This is a genomic window from Kribbella yunnanensis (assembly GCF_039529655.1).
Taxonomy (GTDB): Bacteria; Actinomycetota; Actinomycetes; order Propionibacteriales; family Kribbellaceae; genus Kribbella; species Kribbella yunnanensis.
Map to the genome: position 1 here is coordinate 73,577 of NZ_BAAANF010000003.1, position 16,299 is coordinate 89,875.

Here is a 16,299-nt window from a genome sequence, read left to right on the forward strand (position 1 = left end):
TCACTTGAATAACTCGGCCCGACGCATCTCCAGCAGATCAGCGAGCTTGATCGACTCGCCATCCCGTCCACCTTGACCGACCACGAGCGGTGGATCAGACGGCAACACCCGTACGCCGGTCACTCGCGCGGCCAGGCTCGCGGTCGTCCCAAGAATGTAGAAGTTGGCCTCGGTATCGACGCCGACCGACCGGTTCTTCCGCAGGTACCACCCGCTGATTCCGGTGCGGTAACTCGTGCCGGACCCGATCACCTGCGCCCGCAACGCCTCGGCCGCCACGCCACGGTCCTGCAGTTCGCGCACGAACGCGATCAGCAGCTCACGCGCCTGCGCCGACTCCGCAACCTTCCGCCGTTCCAGCGCCGCCGCTTGCTCGACGGACGCCTCGCGACGCCGTTCGCGCCAACTCGTCTGGTCCTCCACAGCTTCAAACTACTGGAACAGCAGCCCGTATCCTCAGGGGGTGAGTCAGGACAAAGCCGATGGTGGCCGGATGGGCGACTCCTCGCTGCTGCGCAAGCTGAACCTGGCTGCGGCATTGGACGCCTTCCTCCAAGCGGAGTCCCTGACTCCGCGCGATCTGCGAGCCGTCGTCGGCGTCTCGCGGCCGACCGCCGAGGACCTGCTGGCCAGTCTGATCGCGGATGGCCGCGTCGAGGAGACCGCGGCACCGCGGCAGCCGGCCTCCACCACTCGTTCCGCGGGCCGTCCGGCTCGCCACTTCCGGTTCCGCGCCGAGTCCGGCTACGTGAGCGGCATCGACATCGGCGCGCACAAGGCGATGGCCGTCGTCACCGACCTCCGCGGCAACACCCTCGCGACCCAGCGCGTCGAGTTGGACCCCGGGCTGGACGCAACCGCCCGCATCAAGATCGCCATCGACGTCACCCGCGCGACCTGGCAAGAGGCCCGCCTCGATCCTCACGAAATCACCGGCGCCGCGTGCGGAGTGACCGGTGCTCTCCGGGCTGGAGAGGGTGTGCACGACGTACGCAAGGGTCCGATCGGTGCCGGGCTGGCGGTCTACTCGCTGCCCGGATTCCCCGACGTCGATGTGGCCGCCGAGCTGTCGACAGGACTCGGCGTACCGGTTGCTGTGGCGAACGACGTGAAGCTCGCCGCGCTCGCCGAGCACTGGAAAGGTGCGGCGCAAGGACACCGCGACATGGTCTACATGTTCGCCGGCCACCGCGCCGGTGCGGGTGTCTTGATCAACGGGCAAGTCCATCAGGGCTTCCACGGCGCGGCCGGCGAGATCGGTACCTGGCCGGCACTCGGCTGGGAGGCCGCGGTCGATCAGTTGCATGCCCGCGGCGCCCAACTAGCCACCGGAGCCGGCCTCCCGTCCGGCCGTGAGGGCGAATTGGTTATCGCCTCGGCGGCCCTGCAGGACCCCGAGAGTCTGCGCGTGCTGATCGAATTCGCGGAGGTGCTGGCCCGCGGCGCCGCTGTCCTGGCGCTGGCCGTCGACCCCGAGGTAGTAGTCCTCGGCGGCGGCATGTCGCGCGGCGGCGCGATCATCGCCGAACCCTTCCGTCGCGAACTGGCCCGCCTGGCCCTGGTCCCGATCGAGGTGATCACGTCGACCATGGGCGCCGACTCCGTCGCCCTCGGCGCGGCCCGGATGGCGCTCGACACGGTCCTGGCCGACCTCCTCGCCGTACCGGGCGCCTAGCCGATCAGCGCAGCACCCAGCTGGCGGAGTCACTCGCCGGTTCGGTCGGCCTCGGTGGTGAAGGCGGCTCTGGGTTGCTGGACTGAGGCCAGGGAGACGATGTCGCGACCGTAGACGGCGGCGGCTAGCCAGACTGCGAGGACGCGGACCTTGCGGTCCCAGGTCGGTACGGCGAGGACGTGGTAGCCGCGGTGCATCAGCCAGGCCAGTGGGCCCTTCACCACGATGCGGCGGAACTGGAAGACGCCGGTACCGAGACCGAGTGTCGCCACTGCCCCCAATGTGTGGTGCTTGTACTGCTTCGGCTCTCGGCCGCGGAGGTTCGCGAGCAGGTTCTTCGCCAACAGCTTCCCCTGCCGTACGGCGTTCTGTGCGTTCGGAACTGTCAACGAGCCCGGTACGGCGAGGTCCGGGATCGCAGCGTCGTCACCGGCGGCCCACGCGTCCGGCACGATCTCGTCGTCGGTTCCGACGCGCAGGTCGGGGCGGGTCTGGATCAGGCCGCGCGCGGTGACCGGGAGGTCAGTGTGGCCGCGCACCAACCGGGTGGCGGCGTTACCGGCCGTCCAGACGATCAGCTCCGCGTCGAACTCGGACCCGTCGGACAGAACGACGTGACCGTCGACGGCGGACGTCACTGTGGTCTCCAGGTGCAGGTGACCGCCCCGGCCCTCGAGTAGTCGGCGCACCCACGCGCGGGGGCCGTCAGTCACCTCGGGCAGCATCCGCTGGGTCGCCTCGACGAGGTGGAAGGACAGGTCGTCGCGGCTCAGTCCGGGGTACGACTTGAGCAGGCTGTTGGCCAGCGAGAGCAGTTCGCCGAAACTCTCGACACCGTTGAAGCCCGCGCCGACGAAGACCACAGTCAGCAGGCGGCGCCGTACCGGGCCTGGAGGTAGAACGGACGCCTCGTCGAAGGCGGTGAGCAGCCGGTCGCGAACCGCGACTGCCTCCTCGACGTGCTTCATCCCGATCGCGTGGTCCGCGATGCCGGGGAGGTCGAAGGTGCGGGTGATCGCACCGGCGGTCACCGCGATCACGTCGTACGGGAGCTCGAAGTCCTCGCCGTTGACGGGGTGGATGGTGACGGTACGGCGGGCGTGCTCGACCCGCGTCACCGAGCCGGCGATGATCCGGGTCCGGCGCAGGTTGCGGCGCAACGAGATCGCGGCGTGCCGGGCCTCGACCGAACCGGACAGCACCTCGGGCAGGAAGGGCTGGTAGGTCATGTACGGCCGCGGATCGATGAGTATCACTTCGGCCTCGCCGCGGCGGAGCTTCTTCTCGAGCTTCCAGGCCGTGTAGAAGCCGGCATAGCCACCTCCGACGACCACGATTCTGCGCACAGCAGTTCTCCGTTCTCTCACCAGCTATGACCGCGTCGAGGGCCTCATTGTGACAACTCACACCCCCGATGTGACTGCGGTTACCCGTCGGCGAGTCACAGATCCCGATTCTGCGTGGTCTTGTTGTACGTAGAGCCGATGAGCCGAAGGAGAGTCCGTCAATGACGATGGCCGAGCAGCAGATCGCAACCTCCGTCCTGGTGATCGGAACCGGCGGTGGCGGTCTCCGGGCCGCGATCGAGCTGGCCGAACGCGGTGTCGAAGTCCTTGCCCTGGGCAAGCGCCCGCGGAACGACGCGCACACCTCGCTGGCCGCGGGCGGGATCAATGCCGCGCTGGCGACGATGGACCCCGAGGACACCTGGCAGCAGCACGCCGCCGACACCCTGCAGGAGAGCTACCTGCTCGCCAACCCGGACACGGTCCGGATCGTCGCCGAGGGCGCGGCGCAAGGCATCGCCGATCTGGAGCGCTACGGGATGCCGTTCGCGCGCGAGGCCGACGGGCGGATCTCGCAGCGGTTCTTCGGCGCGCACACCTATCGCCGCACGGCGTTCGCGGGCGACTACACGGGTCTGGAAATCCAGCGCACACTGGTGAATCGCGCGGTGCAGCTCGGCGTACCGATCCTCGACAACGTCTACGTGACACGGATCCTGGTTCGGGACAACACGGTCTTCGGCGCGTACGGATTCGATCTCGACACCGGTAAGCGCTATGTCATCCACGCCGACGCCGTGATCCTCGCGGCCGGCGGGCATACCCGGATCTGGCGGCGGACGTCGTCGCGCCGCGATGAGAACACCGGCGACTCGTTCCGCCTCGCGGTGACGGCCGGCGGGCGGATCCGCGACCCCGAGCTCGTCCAGTTCCACCCGTCCGGTTTGCTCGAACCCGAGAACGCGGCCGGGACGCTGGTGTCCGAGGCCGCGCGTGGCGAGGGCGGTCAGCTCCGGAACGCGCTCGGAGAGCGCTTCATGGCCCGGTACGACGCTGAGCGGATGGAACTGTCGACCCGCGACCGGGTGGCGCTGGCGGCGTACACGGAGATCAAGGAAGGCCGCGGTACGCCGAAGGGTGGGGTCTGGCTCGATGTCTCGCATCTGCCGCGGGAGACGATCATGCAGCGGCTGCCGCGGGTCTACCAGACCCTGCTCGAACTGCAGATGCTCGACATCACTCAGCAGCCGATCGAGATCGCGCCGACCGCGCACTACTCGATGGGCGGCGTGTGGGTGCGGGCCGAGGATCACTCGACCGGTGTCGACGGTCTGTACGCGCTCGGTGAGGCGGCCAGTGGTCTGCACGGCGCGAACCGGCTCGGCGGGAACTCGCTGATCGAGCTCCTGGTGTTCGGCCGGATCGTCGGTGAGGAGGCTGCGAAGTACTCGGTCAATCGCGAGTCCCAGCAGCGGTCTGCCGAGGTTGTCGGTGAGGCGCGGGCCGAGGTGGACGGGTTGCTCGCGGCCGACGGGCCGGAGAACGTCCGGGCACTGCAGAGAGCGCTCCGCGACACTCTCACCGCCCGCGCCGGCGTCGTCCGCGACGAGGCCGGTCTGCTGGCCGGGATCGCCGAGCTCGGCGAGATCGAGGCGCGTACGGCGCAGATCGGCGTGCACCCCGATATCGCGGGGTTCCAGGACCTGGCGCACGCGTTCGACCTCAAGTCGTCGGCGCTTGCCGCGCGGGCCACGCTCGACGCCGCGCTCGAACGGCGGGAATCGCGCGGCTGCCACAACCGCTCCGACTACCCCGATCTCGACGAGTCCCTGCAGGTCAACCTCGTCTGGTCCGGTCCCGGCGAGATCACGAGAGAGCGCGTCCCCGCGATCCCGGCCGAGATCCGCGCCCTGATGCGCGACGACATCTCGACCGAGGGCAAGCTCGTCGAGTGATCACCCGCGCAGGGTGAGCCGGACGACCGGATACTTCCGGTCCGACTTCTCCTGGTACTTCGCGAACCGTGGCTGGGCCTCGATCACCGAGGCCCAGGCCGCGTCGTACGACGATCCGGTCAGCCGCTCAGGTGTCACCGGCAGGACGCCGCGCCCGGGCAGTTCGATCGTTGCCGCAGCCGGGTTGGCCAGCAGATTCGCGAACCAGCCGGGGTGCTGACTCCCACCGCCGGACGCGATCAGCAACCACGAATCCGGACCATCGGCGAACCAGGCGAGCGGGTTCTCCCGGGGCAGGCCGGTACGGCGTCCGACCGTGGTCAGGATCAGCAGATCCATCCCCATCATGGTGGCGCGACCGCGGCGGATCTTGCGGGTGGCCCGGTCGTTCATCTTCCGCTGGAACCAGCGAGAGAGCGCTCCCGGCGTTCCGGGCTTGCGTTCTTGGGTGCTCGTGTTCTCCATGCCTGGAACGCTAGAACCGGCTGCCCAGCCGAAGCTTCTTGATTCCTGATCATCTCTGCGAGCCGACCGCTTGGTGATGAAGATCGCATCGGCGCGCGGCCAGGCTGGATGGTAGAAAGGGCCGTAGCAAGTCCACCGTGAGCGAAGGGAGAGCGAGGCCAATGCGTCCTCCGGGCTCCCTCAAGCCGCTCACGATTCTTCCCCCCGGGTAGGTTCTCCACCCGCTGCCACCGATGCTCTCGGTGGCCTTTGGCATGCGCTCGTTCTGCCGCGCCTGCCCCTCTTCTGGCACAGCCCTATCTCTGCGTGTCTCGGAAGGACATCCATGACGACATTTCGCGTGACCTACGCAACCCTCAGCGCAGACAACGAGGATCTGCACACCGCGTACGAAGAAGGCCTCGCCACCGCGAAGGACTGGCTCGGCGCCGAACTCACCGGCTTCGTCGGCGGGAAACCGCTCTCTGGCCAGGACACGTTCACGATCACCAGTCCGGGCGACGCCGCGCTCACCTTGTGCACCGTGCACAGCGCGACCGCGGCCGAGGTCGACTCCGCGGTCCGGGTCGCAGCCGACGCCGTACCGGCGTGGTCGGGTCGGCCGTGGCAGGAGCGGGTCGAGATCCTGCTGCGTGCCGCGGACCTGATCAGTGAGCGCTCCAACGAACTCGCGGCCCTGATGTCGATGGAGGTCGGCAAGAACCGCCTCGAGGCACTCGGCGATGTCGAGGAGTCCGCGGATCTGATTCGCTATTACTGCAGGCAGTTCAGCGCCAACGACGGCTTCGTCCAGCCGATGGAGCGACTGTCCGACCAGGAACGCACGACGAGCGTCCTGCGCCCGTACGGCGTCTGGGGCGTGATCAGCCCGTTCAACTTCCCGATGGCCCTGGCCGCGGGACCGGCCGGTGGGGCGCTGGTCGCGGGTAACACCGTCGTACTGAAGCCGAGCCCGCAGGGAACGTTCACCGCGGTCAAGCTCTACGAATGCCTGCAGGACGCGGGTCTGCCGGGCGATGCCCTGCAGCTCATCCCCGGTGGTGACGAGGTCGGCCGGGCGCTGGTCGCGAACCCGGGTGTCGACGGTCTGACCTTCACCGGCTCGTTCCAGGTCGGGATGGAGATCTACCGCAGCTTCCCGACGCCGTACCCGAAGCCGGTTGTCTGCGAGATGGGCGGCAAGAACCCGGCCATCGTGTCAGCCAAGGCCGATCTGCCGACCGCGATCGCCGGGATCGCGCGATCCGCGTTCGGGTTCTCGGGGCAGAAGTGCTCGGCGTGTTCCCGCGTGTACGTCGAACGTGGCGTGTACGACGAGTTCGTGGCCGGCCTGGCTGCTCGGGCCAACGAGTTGAAGGTCGGTGATCCGACCGAGCGTGATGTGTTCGTCGGGCCGGTGGTGAACGACGAATCCGTTGCCCGGTTCAAGGATGCCGCCGCGCACGCTGCGAGTGTCGGCCAGGTGGTCGCGGGTGGTGCGGTGATCGAAGGCCGCTACGTGCAGCCGACCGTGGTCACCGGTCTCCCGGCGGGAGACCGGTTGCTGACCGACGAACTGTTCGTACCGTTCATCGCCGTCCAGCCGGTCGACTCCCTCGATGAAGCGATCGAACTCGCGAACGCAACCGAACTCGGTCTGACCGCGGGTTTCTTCTCCGCCGACGACTCCGAGGTCGACGCGTTCCTGGACCGGATCGAGGCCGGGGTCGTCTACGTCAACCGCGCTGCCGGCGCGACCACCGGTGCGTGGCCGGGTGTCCAGCCGTTCGGCGGCTGGAAGGGATCCGGCAGCTCCGGCAAGGCCGGTGGCGGCCTGTACTACGTCCAGCAGTTCCTCCGCGAACAGTCCCGAACGGTGGTAGCCCGATGACTCAGACCCCGATCAACGAGCAGACCCAGGCCCAGCGACCCGCGTGGTTGCCCGCGGGCCGACCGGTGCCGGACCTGGTGACGGCGATCCCCGGACCGCTGTCGAGCGCCGCGGTAGAGCGCGATCTCGCGGTCACCAGCCGCTCACTCCCCCGCGCCTACCCGCTGGCTCCACGGCGCGGTCACGGCAGTGTCATCGAAGATGTCGACGGCAACCTTTTCCTCGACTTCAACGCAGGCATCGCGGTCAACTCGACCGGCCACTGCCATCCGCGGGTCACCGCCGCTGTGCAAGAGCAGGCCGGTGAGCTCCTGCACTACTCGGCGAGCGACTTCTTCCTGCCGATCTACGCCGAGATGTGCAACGCGCTCGCCGCGACCGCACCGATCAGCGGCCCGGTCCGGGTGTTCCTGTCGAACTCCGGCGCCGAGGCGGTCGAGGGTGCGCTGAAGCTGGCCCGGTACGCGACCAAGCGCCCGTACGTGATCAGCTTCTACGGCGCCTTCCACGGCCGGACGATGGGCGCGGTCACCTTGACTGCCTCGAAATCCAAGTACCACAAGGGATTCGGGCCGCTGCTGCCCGGCGTCCTGCGCGCGCCGTTCGGCGACGACAGCACCTTTGAGCACCTCGAGAACACGCTCTTCCGGTACGAGGTCTCTCCGGACGAGGTGGCCGCGATCTTCGTCGAGCCGATCCAGGGCGAGGGCGGTTATCTGGTCCCGCCCGCGGGCTGGATGGCGCGGCTGCGCGAACTGTGCGACAAGCACGGCATCTTGCTGATCGCCGATGAGGTCCAGTCCGGCGCCGGGCGGACCGGCAAGATGTGGGCGATCGAGCACACCGGGGTCCAGCCAGACATTCTGATCACCGCGAAGGGGCTCGCATCCGGGCTCCCGCTCGGTGCGTTCATGGCGCGGGCCGAGCTGATGGAGAGCTGGCCGGCCGGCGCCCACGGTTCGACGTACGGCGGTAGTCCGGTCGCGTGCGCGGCCGGGTTGGCGACGCTCGAGGTGATCAAGTCCGAGCGCCTGATGGAGAACGCGACCGAGATCGGTCAGTTGCTCATCGAGGGGCTGACCAAGATCCAGGCCGAGCATCCGGAAATGATCGTGGATGTCCGCGGCGTCGGTCTGATGATCGGCGTCGAGTTCGCGACCGCGGCCGACGCGGCCGCCGTACAGCAGCGGGCGTTCGAGCGTGGGCTGCTGGTGCTGGAATGTGGAGAGAGCGCTATCCGGCTTTCTCCGCCACTCGTTGTGACAGCTGAGGAAGCCGAGATCGCGCTCTCTCTGTTTGCTGAAGCGGTCGCTGGGTGACTGGCGCAGTCTTCTCCCGTGCCGCTGGTCGCGACCTCCCGGTCGTGGCCGGCGGCCGCGGTACCGAACTGTTCGACACCAGCGGCCGGCGGTATCTCGATGCCGCCGGCGGCGCGATCGTGGTCGGGATCGGGCACGGTTCGGCCGAGGTCGCGGACGCCATCGCGACTCAGGCACGCGAGGTTGCGTACGTGCACGGCTCAGCCTTCAAATCAACGGCGTTGGAGGGGTACGCCGAGATGCTGGGGCCGCTGCTTCCGGTGGATGACCCGTACATCTACCCGGTGTCGGGCGGTAGCGAGGCCGTCGAGACCGCGCTCAAGCTCGCCCGGGCCTATCACCTCGCCCGCGGTGAGGATCGGTCGGTGGTGATCGGCCGGACGGGCGCGTACCACGGGAACACCCGGGGAGCGCTCTCCGTCTCCGGTCGCGACGGGCTACGAGCGCCGTACCTGCCGTGGCTGGGTACCGCGGCCCACACCACCTCGCCGTACGAATACCGCTGCCCGTTCCCCGACAGCCACCCGTACGGATGCGGCGCCCGGCACGCCCAGGCGCTGGAGCAGGAGATTGTTGCCCAGGGCCCGCACAATGTGGCCGCGTTCATCGCCGAACCGATCGCCGGTGCCGCACTGGGAGCGTGCGTGCCGCCGGACGACTACTGGCCGGCGATGACAGCAGTCTGCCGCCGGTACGGCGTTCTGGTGATCGCCGACGAGGTGATGACCGGCTTCGGCCGCACCGGCCGCTGGTTCGGCTGTGACCACTGGGGTGTTCGCCCAGATCTGCTGGTGGCGGCCAAGGGAGCGGCTTCCGGCTACTGGCCATTGGGTCTGGCAGTCACCAGTGGCGAGGTGCACGACACGGTTCAGCGCGCCGGATTCGTCCACGGCTTCACCTACTCGCACCACGCAGTCGGAGCCGCAGCCGGACTCGCCGTACTGAAGATCCTGAGCCGCGACGGCCTCGTCGACGCGTCCGCCCGCCGCGGCGAACAACTGGGAGCCGAACTACGCGCCGAGCTAGCCGACCACCCGCACGTGGGCGACATCCGCGGCCGCGGTTTGTTGTGGGCGGTTGAGCTAGTCGCGGACCGCGAGACCAAGGTGCCGTTCGCGCGGAACGAGCGCATGGCCGAGCGGATCGCCGCGGCCGCCAAGGATCGCGGGGTGCTGCTGTACCACTCCACCGGCTGTGCGAACGGGTCAGAAGGCGACCTGCTGGTGTTCGGACCACCACTGGTGATCAGCCCGGCCGAAGTGACCGAAGTCGTGACCGGTACGGCCGCAGCCATCCGGGAGGTCAGCCGGGTCAGGCCATCCGGCGGCCGATGAAGCGTTTGCCGACGTTGATCATCGGCTTCTCCACCCAGCGATAGCACAGGTGGGCCATCAGGATGGACATCAGTGTCACGGGAACCCACGGCACTGGCGTCTTGATCAGACTGGCGCCGAAGAGCAGATAGATCCCCGCCACGGCGCCGTGTGCGATCAACTGCACGAGATAGATCGAGTACGACCGCTCGCCCAGGAACACGAACGGCCGCGTGGACAGCAAGCGCTGCGGGAAGGCATTGGCCAGCAGCGCCGGCAACAGCAGGAACCCGACCAGTACGACGTACGGTGGCGGGACCGCGATGAAACCGGGGACCTCACCAGCCAGCTGGTACTTCTCGATGAACGCGGCCCAGAACTGCACGGTCGCGTGGATCACGAGGAAGGCCGCGGCCGCCGTACAAGCGACCCATGGCCGGGTGAGCGGCCTGAACAGCGCGTAGGTCCGGGGGTTGTGCATGAGGATCGCGACCAGGCAGCCGACCAGGATCGAGAAGTAGTGCACGCTCCAGCCGCGCGGGTCTCCGCCCATCGACAGCGGCACTATCGCGAGCAGGATCGCCATCAGCACCAGCGTCACACCGATCCGGCCGCCGAATTTCGCCTTGCGCTGCACAAGGACGGCTGAGAAGGCCAGCAGCGGCCAGAACAGGTAGAACTTCTGCTCGATGCCCAGTGACCACGACTGCCCGTAGGCGCCGCCGTGGCCGAATTCGTTGAAGAAGAACAGGTACAGCGGCAGCTCGGATCCCGGCGGGTTCTTCGTCAGGTCTCCGTGGAAGAACTGCGCGACCAGCGTCACGCCGAGCAGCACGAAGTAGACCGGCAGGATGCGGAAGATCCGGCGGGCGTAGAACTTCTTGAACGAGATCTGCCCGGCGCGATCCTCTTCGCGCAGCATCAACGTGGTGATCAGGAAGCCTGAAATCACGAAGAAGATCTGCACGCCGATCCAGCCCTGCAGGCAGTCCGGCCCTTGGTTGTGGAAGACCACCACCATCAGCGCCGCGACCGCACGCAGCCCATCGAGGGCCGGGAACCGCTTGAGCGCCAGGTACTCGGCGTGACTCAGCGACTGCCGCGAGACGCCGGGATCGAGCTCGGTCGATGGACTGATCGTCATGCTTTCGACGATCGCTACCTGACCCCTGCGGCCACATCGCCGTCAAGTGCCCACTGTGGTCACCGCAACGAGTGAGCCGCGCCGACCGGGTGTCACTCCTGAGATTGACACCCGGTCTCCGTGTTCAGCTGATGACGGGGGCAATCGTCTTGTTGCGGGCGCCCTCGTAGGCGGCGAGCAGGATGCCCAGTACGGCGATGCCTTCGACCTCGGTGTGCAGCGGCCGGGTCTTGCCGATCAGGGAGTCCGCGAAGTGCTCGATCTCGGCGACGAAGGTGTCGACCGGTTCGAGTTCGAACGTCTCCGATTCGCCCGACCGCAGTTGGTACGTGAGCGACGTACCGTCACTGTGCAGTGAGCCCAGCTCGCCGACCGCCGAGAACCGTTCGGTGGAACCGGCGGGCTGGTAGGCCCAGCTGGTCACGAGCTGGCCGACGACTCCGTTGTCGAAGCGGATCAGCACCTGAGCGGAATCCTCGCCCTCCATGAACTTCAGGCGGTGCGTCGACAGCATCGCGGTCGCCTCGACCGGCATCCCGCCGGCCAGGTGCAGCATCAGGTACGTCGGGTGGTAGCCGGTGTCGATCAGCTCGCCACCGCCACTCGTCTTGCTGCTGGCCCGCCAGCCCATCGAGCTCGGGTCGAAGTCGTTGTAGAAACTGTCCGTGGTCCGCACCTCGTAGACCGTGCCGATCGTGCCGGCCTCGAGGAGTTCCTTCGCCTTCGCGACGGCCGGCATGAACAGCTGGTTGTGCGCCGACATCAGCGTGACCCCGTTCGCCTCGACAGCACGCCGTACGTCGGCTGCCTCCTCGGCGCTCAGGCACAGCGGCTTCTCGCACAGAATGTGCTTACCCGCCTCAGCGGCCGCGACGATCGCGTCCCGGTGCAGGTGATGCGGAAGGCAGATGTCGACCGCGTCCAGCTCCTCGTTCGCAAGCATCTCGCGATAGTCCGTGTACGGCGTCGCATCGAGCTCGGCCGCACGCTTCTTCGCGGTCTCCTCAACCGCGTCGGCGACCGCCGTGATACCGATCTTGTCCGCGTGCGCCGCATAACCCTTGATATGCGCGGAAGCGATACCGCCGGCGCCGATCAGGCCGACCTTGATCTGGGGCATGGGTGATCTCCTCAGCTGTAGGCGACGACTGTGTTGGTGGTGGCGGCTTCGTTCGCCGCGACGACGAGCCGGGTCAGCTCCAGGGCGCGACTGATGTTGTCGTCCGCGCGGGTGCCGTTGGTGATGTGCTCGACCCACTGACCGAACGGGTCCAGGCTGTGCTCGGGCACCGGGACCTCTTCGCCACCGACCTTCAGCACGTTGCCGGCATCGGTGTAGGTCAGCGTGCTCTCGGTCCCGAAGATCTCGATCGTGAACGGGTTCGGGCTGGCGAAGCCGGCCTCGATGACGCCGATCGTCTGGTTCGGGTAGCCGACCACGACGACCGCGTTGTCCTCCAGGCCGAGGCCCGCGATCGACCGGTACGTCGCACTGACGGTCTCGATGTTGGCGCCGAGGAAGAGCTGAGTCAGGTAGACGGGGTGGCAGCCGAGGTCGGTGAGCGCTCCCCCGATCGCGGCCTTCGGCTCGAAGAACCGGTGCGGCAGCCAGCCGTCCTTGCCGTCCCGCCCAATCGCGCCGTCGTGCGAGAGCCGGACGCGTGCATAGGTGACCTGGCCGAGCTGTCCGCTGTCGAGCACCTCGCGAATGGCGTTGGTGTAGCCGTGCGCCAGTCGCGGCAACGACACGGTGAGCTTGACACCGTTGTCGTCGGCAGCGGCGATGATCTCCTCGGCCTCCGCGACGGTCGGCGCGAGCACCTTCTCGGTGAAGATGTGCTTACCGGCCTGAGCGACCTTGACCATCAGGTCGCGGTGCTCGTCGGTCGCGGTGGTGATCACCACACCGTCGATGTCGCTGGCCAGCAGGGCGTCCAGATCGCTTGTGTAGGGGACTCCGAAGGCCTCGGCTCCCGCCTTGCCGCGCTCGACGTCGGTGTCCCAGACCGCCACCAGGTCGGTCCCCGGATGCTCCTGCGCCTGCCGCGAATAGTCGCCCGCATGGACGTGCCAGAAGCCCAGGGTCGCGATCTTGAGGGGGTTCGGCATCTGCTTCCTCCAGCCCGAGGTCGTCCGGCTCACCAGCACCGGCCGCGCACCAACGTACAACGTTGTCATGGGGTTTTGGGAAGGGCTGGGCGCGCCCATTTCACGCATCGGACGTCGGGTGGCGTAGCTATAGTTATCCAGGACTCCTAGGTAATCGAGGCTTGATGAGTGAGGCACTGTCCGGTGGGGACCTGCAGCGCTTGCGGCAGCTCAACGTCGTGGCCGCGCTGCGGGTGCTGCGCGCCGAAGCGCCCCTCACCGTCACCGAACTCGCGAAGCGGACCGGCCTGTCCCGCGCATCGACCGAGGACGTCGTGCGGGATCTCCTCGGCCGCGGCTGGATCAGCGAGGTCGAGCCGACCGCCGGCACGGTCGGGCGACCGGCGCGGCGCTACCGGTTCCGCGCCGATGCCGGTCGGCTGCTCGGCGTCGACATCGGCGGCCACAAGGTTCTTGCCGTGGTCACTGACCTCGAAGGCGACGTACTGCATCAGACCCGGATCCGGGTCGCGGCCGACGCCGGTCGGCGCGAGCGGCTCGCGGCAGTCGACGACTGCATCGCGTCTGCGTTCGTCGGCGCTGGCACGACCCCTGGGCAGATCTGGGCGACCGGCGTCGCGACGACCGGACTGGTCGACGGTACCGGCAAGGTGATGCTGTCGGACTCGCTCCCCGAGTGGACCGGCGTCGACCTGGTCGCCCACCTCCACCGGGTTGTCCGCGGGCCGATTCGCGTCGAGAACGACTGCAAACTCGCTGCCCTGGCTGAGAATTGGCGCGGTGTCGCCCGCTACGCCAAGGACGTCGTATTCCTGCTGGCCGGCCTGCGCACCGGCGCCGGGCTGATCATCGACGGCAAGCTGCACCGCGGATTCGCGAACTCCTCCGGCGAGATCGGCGCACTGCCCGCGGTCGGCTGGGAGCGCGCGCCGGAGCACCTACACAGCTGGCTCGGAGCGGGCGAACCGGTCGAACGCGTCTTCCTCGCCGCCCGCGACGGCGACCGCGCTGCCCTGCGCGCCGTCCGCGGGTATGTGCGGGACATCGCGATCGGTACGTCGGCCCTGGTGCTGACCCTGGATCCGGAACTCGTCGTGATCGGCGGCGGCTTCTCCCGCTCCGCCGACGTCCTCGTCGAACCGCTGCGCCGCGAACTCGACCGCTGGTGCCTGCGCACCCCGGAGATCCGAGTCTCCGCCTTCGGCGACGAAGGAGTCGCCCTCGGCGCGGTCCGGCTGGCCGTCGAGCAGGTCGAGTCCACTCTGTACGGCGACGCTCCCGCGACCGCCGCCGCGCTGATGTTTTGAGCGCTGGATATTTTGAGCGAAGGTGCTCGAAACTACCGCGTTGTGAACTCTTGACACAGTTTCCGTGGAGTCCATGATTATTCCATCGCCCCGCCCAGCGAGAGGACTCACTCATGCGACTCCGGCAGGCTCTCCGGCTGTTGACCGGTATCACCGTCGGCGGACTGCTGACTGCCTTCGCGGTCGTCTCCCCCGCCGGCGCGACGATCAGCGGTGGTTCCGCGAGCAACACCGCGACCACCGTCACGTACCAGTACTCGTTCACCGGAGCCCCGACGTACCAGCGGGTCTATGTGGACACCGACCGGAACACAGGCACCGGCTACGCCCAAGGCACGGTCGGCGCCGACTACCTGCTCGAGAACGGCAACCTCTACCGCAGCACCGGCACCGGCTGGAGCTGGGCGCTGGTCAAGGCCGTCACCTTCTCCGCTACCGGCGGGGTCGCTCGCTGGACGGTTGATCGCGCAGATCTCGGAGAGAGCGCTTCCCCGAATGACTCTGACCTGATCTTCCAGGTCGAGGCGCCGATGGAGACGTCGAGCAAGTACACGAACGTCTACAGCGGCGGCTCGGGCGGTTCGGTCACCTACACGGCAAGCACGGAGAACTTCGCGAATCCGGAGCGCGGCTTCTACCACCACACCGGCGACTGCGACAAGGCCGACTTCTCGTTGAGCACCTTGCAGAGCTACCGGACCAGCCAGGGCATCTCGCTGGTGATGTGCGTCTTCTATCTGGCCGAGTACAAGAACGGCCCGATCGCGGAGAGCGCTCTCGCCCAGTTGCAGCAGCAGCTCGACACGGTTCGCGCGGCCGGGCTGAAGATGGTGCTGCGGTTCGCGTACACCACCTCGACGACCGGGGACGACGCCACCAAGGCTCGCGTGCTCGCTCACCTCGACCAGTTGGCGCCGTACCTGAACTCGGGGAAGGACGTCATCGCCGTCGTCCAGGCCGGTCTGATCGGGGCCTGGGGTGAGTGGTACTACACGCAGAACTTCGGCAACGCCGGCACGGTCAGTACGACGGACTGGGCGAACCGGAAGGCGGTCGTCGACAAGCTGCTGAGCGTCGTACCGTCGAGCCGGATGGTGCAGCTGCGGACGCCGAAGTTCAAGCGGACCATGTACACGACGACCCCGGTGCAGTCCGCGGATGCCTACAACGGATCTGCGACCTCGCGGATCGGTCATCACAACGACTGCTTCCTGGCGAGTCCCGACGACTTCGGCACCTACGAGAACGCCTCGGTCGAGTACCCGTACCTGCAGGACGAGACGAAGTACGTCGCGATGGGTGGCGAGACCTGTGCCGTGAACGCACCGCGGTCCACCTGCCCGACAGCGACGGCCGAGCTCGCGCAGTTCCACTGGTCCTACTTGAACACCGACTACGAGCCGAACGTGCTGAGTTCGTGGAACTCCGGCGGCTGCCTGGCCGATGTAACCAAGAAGCTCGGATACCGCTTCCGCCTGGAGACCGGGACGTTCCCGACCTCGGCTGTGCGCGGCGGGAGTCTGCCGGTGTCGCTGTCGGTCCGCAACGACGGCTACGCGACGCCGTACAACTCCCGCGGTCTCGAGCTGGTACTGCGGAACACGACGACCGGAACCCACTACAAGCTGGCGATGAGCTCGGACCCGCGGCGCTGGACGACCGGTACGGCGACCACGGTGTCGCAGACGCTCACCGTGCCCTCGAGCCTGCCGACCGGTTCCTACCAGCTGCTGCTCAACCTGTCCGACCCGCTGCTCTCTGCACGGCCTGAGTACTCGATCCGGCTGGCGAACCAGAACACCTGGGAGTCGTCGACCGGCATGAACTCGCTCTTGCACACCATCACGATCAGCTAG

General features: G+C 67.8%; 13 protein-coding genes. 7 read left to right on the forward strand and 6 right to left on the reverse strand.

Annotated elements, in window-relative coordinates; all coding sequences use genetic code 11:
• Positions 1-423 (reverse strand): hypothetical protein, encoded by a 423-nt coding sequence (locus ABD231_RS05190; protein ID WP_344145763.1) that lies wholly within the window; start codon positions 421-423, stop codon positions 1-3.
• Positions 424-463: 40 nt separating this feature from the next.
• Here ABD231_RS05190 and ABD231_RS05195 point away from each other — a divergent pair, with 40 nt between their 5' ends.
• Positions 464-1,675, forward strand: a complete 1,212-nt coding sequence (locus ABD231_RS05195; RefSeq protein ID WP_344145766.1) for an ROK family protein — start codon at positions 464-466, stop codon at positions 1,673-1,675.
• Positions 1,676-1,704: 29 nt separating this feature from the next.
• Here the strand turns inward: ABD231_RS05195 and ABD231_RS05200 are convergent, their stop codons facing one another.
• The gene (locus ABD231_RS05200; protein ID WP_344145769.1) at positions 1,705-3,021 is read right to left on the reverse strand and encodes an NAD(P)/FAD-dependent oxidoreductase; all 1,317 of its coding nucleotides are present in this window, start codon (positions 3,019-3,021) and stop codon (positions 1,705-1,707) included.
• Positions 3,022-3,182: 161 nt separating this feature from the next.
• Between ABD231_RS05200 and ABD231_RS05205 the strand changes: the two genes are divergently transcribed.
• Entirely contained in the window at positions 3,183-4,916 is a 1,734-nt protein-coding gene (locus ABD231_RS05205) for an L-aspartate oxidase (RefSeq protein WP_344145772.1), read from the forward strand.
• Here ABD231_RS05205 and ABD231_RS05210 read toward each other — a convergent pair whose 3' ends face one another.
• Positions 4,917-5,381: a nitroreductase family deazaflavin-dependent oxidoreductase gene (locus ABD231_RS05210; protein ID WP_344145775.1), complete on the reverse strand. Its 465-nt coding sequence runs from the start codon at positions 5,379-5,381 to the stop codon at positions 4,917-4,919. It abuts the gene before it with no gap.
• A 325-nt stretch (positions 5,382-5,706) separates the two neighbouring features.
• On the opposite strand from ABD231_RS05210, the gene ABD231_RS05215 reads away from it, so the two are divergent.
• Genes ABD231_RS05215 through ABD231_RS05225 form a run of 3 tightly spaced genes read left to right on the forward strand, consistent with a single transcriptional unit; the run spans position 5,707 to position 9,904 of the window.
• Positions 5,707-7,251, forward strand: coding sequence for an aldehyde dehydrogenase family protein (locus tag ABD231_RS05215; protein ID WP_344145778.1), 1,545 nt, complete (start codon positions 5,707-5,709; stop codon positions 7,249-7,251).
• Positions 7,248-8,570 carry an aminotransferase class III-fold pyridoxal phosphate-dependent enzyme gene (locus ABD231_RS05220; protein ID WP_344145781.1) on the forward strand — a complete coding sequence of 441 codons (1,323 nt, stop codon included), beginning with the start codon at positions 7,248-7,250 and terminating at the stop codon, positions 8,568-8,570. Before ABD231_RS05215 ends, ABD231_RS05220 begins: the two co-directional genes overlap by 4 nt.
• Entirely contained in the window at positions 8,567-9,904 is a 1,338-nt protein-coding gene (locus tag ABD231_RS05225; protein WP_344145784.1) for an aminotransferase family protein, read from the forward strand. Before ABD231_RS05220 ends, ABD231_RS05225 begins: the two co-directional genes overlap by 4 nt.
• Here ABD231_RS05225 and ABD231_RS05230 read toward each other — a convergent pair.
• From ABD231_RS05230 to ABD231_RS05240, 3 genes are all read right to left on the reverse strand, one after another.
• Positions 9,882-11,027: an acyltransferase family protein gene (locus tag ABD231_RS05230; protein ID WP_344145787.1), complete on the reverse strand. Its 1,146-nt coding sequence runs from the start codon at positions 11,025-11,027 to the stop codon at positions 9,882-9,884. The genes ABD231_RS05225 and ABD231_RS05230 overlap by 23 nt on opposite strands.
• A 124-nt stretch (positions 11,028-11,151) precedes the next feature.
• Positions 11,152-12,147 (reverse strand): Gfo/Idh/MocA family protein, encoded by a 996-nt coding sequence (locus tag ABD231_RS05235; protein ID WP_344145790.1) that lies wholly within the window; start codon positions 12,145-12,147, stop codon positions 11,152-11,154.
• An 11-nt stretch (positions 12,148-12,158) separates the two neighbouring features.
• Positions 12,159-13,205, reverse strand: a complete 1,047-nt coding sequence (locus ABD231_RS05240) for a Gfo/Idh/MocA family protein (RefSeq protein ID WP_344145793.1) — start codon at positions 13,203-13,205, stop codon at positions 12,159-12,161.
• 95 nt (positions 13,206-13,300) lie between these two features.
• Here ABD231_RS05240 and ABD231_RS05245 point away from each other — a divergent pair, with 95 nt between their 5' ends.
• Positions 13,301-14,443 carry an ROK family transcriptional regulator gene (locus ABD231_RS05245; protein ID WP_344145796.1) on the forward strand — a complete coding sequence of 381 codons (1,143 nt, stop codon included), beginning with the start codon at positions 13,301-13,303 and terminating at the stop codon, positions 14,441-14,443.
• Positions 14,444-14,556: 113 nt separating this feature from the next.
• A complete protein-coding gene (locus ABD231_RS05250; protein WP_344145799.1) occupies positions 14,557-16,299 on the forward strand; it encodes a DUF4832 domain-containing protein in 1,743 nt (580 codons plus the stop codon).